Origin of the sequence: Paraburkholderia sp. SIMBA_054, assembly GCF_046534875.1 — a bacterium.
Classification (GTDB): domain Bacteria; phylum Pseudomonadota; class Gammaproteobacteria; order Burkholderiales; family Burkholderiaceae; genus Paraburkholderia; species Paraburkholderia hospita.
The window spans coordinates 1-257 of the sequence record NZ_JAWRXV010001138.1; the positions used below are offsets into that span (position 1 = coordinate 1).

The 257-nt window shown below is 69.6% G+C and carries 1 protein-coding gene; it reads left to right on the top strand.

The window, feature by feature from the left end; genetic code table 11:
- Window positions 1-47: 47 nt before the first annotated feature.
- Window positions 48-257: DUF72 domain-containing protein (locus SB822_RS58715; RefSeq protein ID WP_410859326.1), on the top strand; the 210-nt coding region annotated here is incomplete at its 3' end.

Sequence of the window (257 nt, forward strand, 5' to 3'; positions counted from 1 at the left end):
CACGCACCGGCCACGCGGCCTTACGCGCCGGGGGACAGGCTGCGGGCATGGCGATCCGCATCGGCATCTCCGGCTGGCGCTACCCGCGATGGCGCGGCCGTTTCTATCCCCCGGACCTGGTACAGCGCCAGGAGCTGGCGTTCGCCTCGCGCTGTTTCCGCAGCGTGGAAATCAACGGCTCGTTCTATTCGCTGCAGCGCCCGGAAAGCTGGCAGGCCTGGCATGACGCGACACCGCCCGGCTTCGTGTTCGCGGTG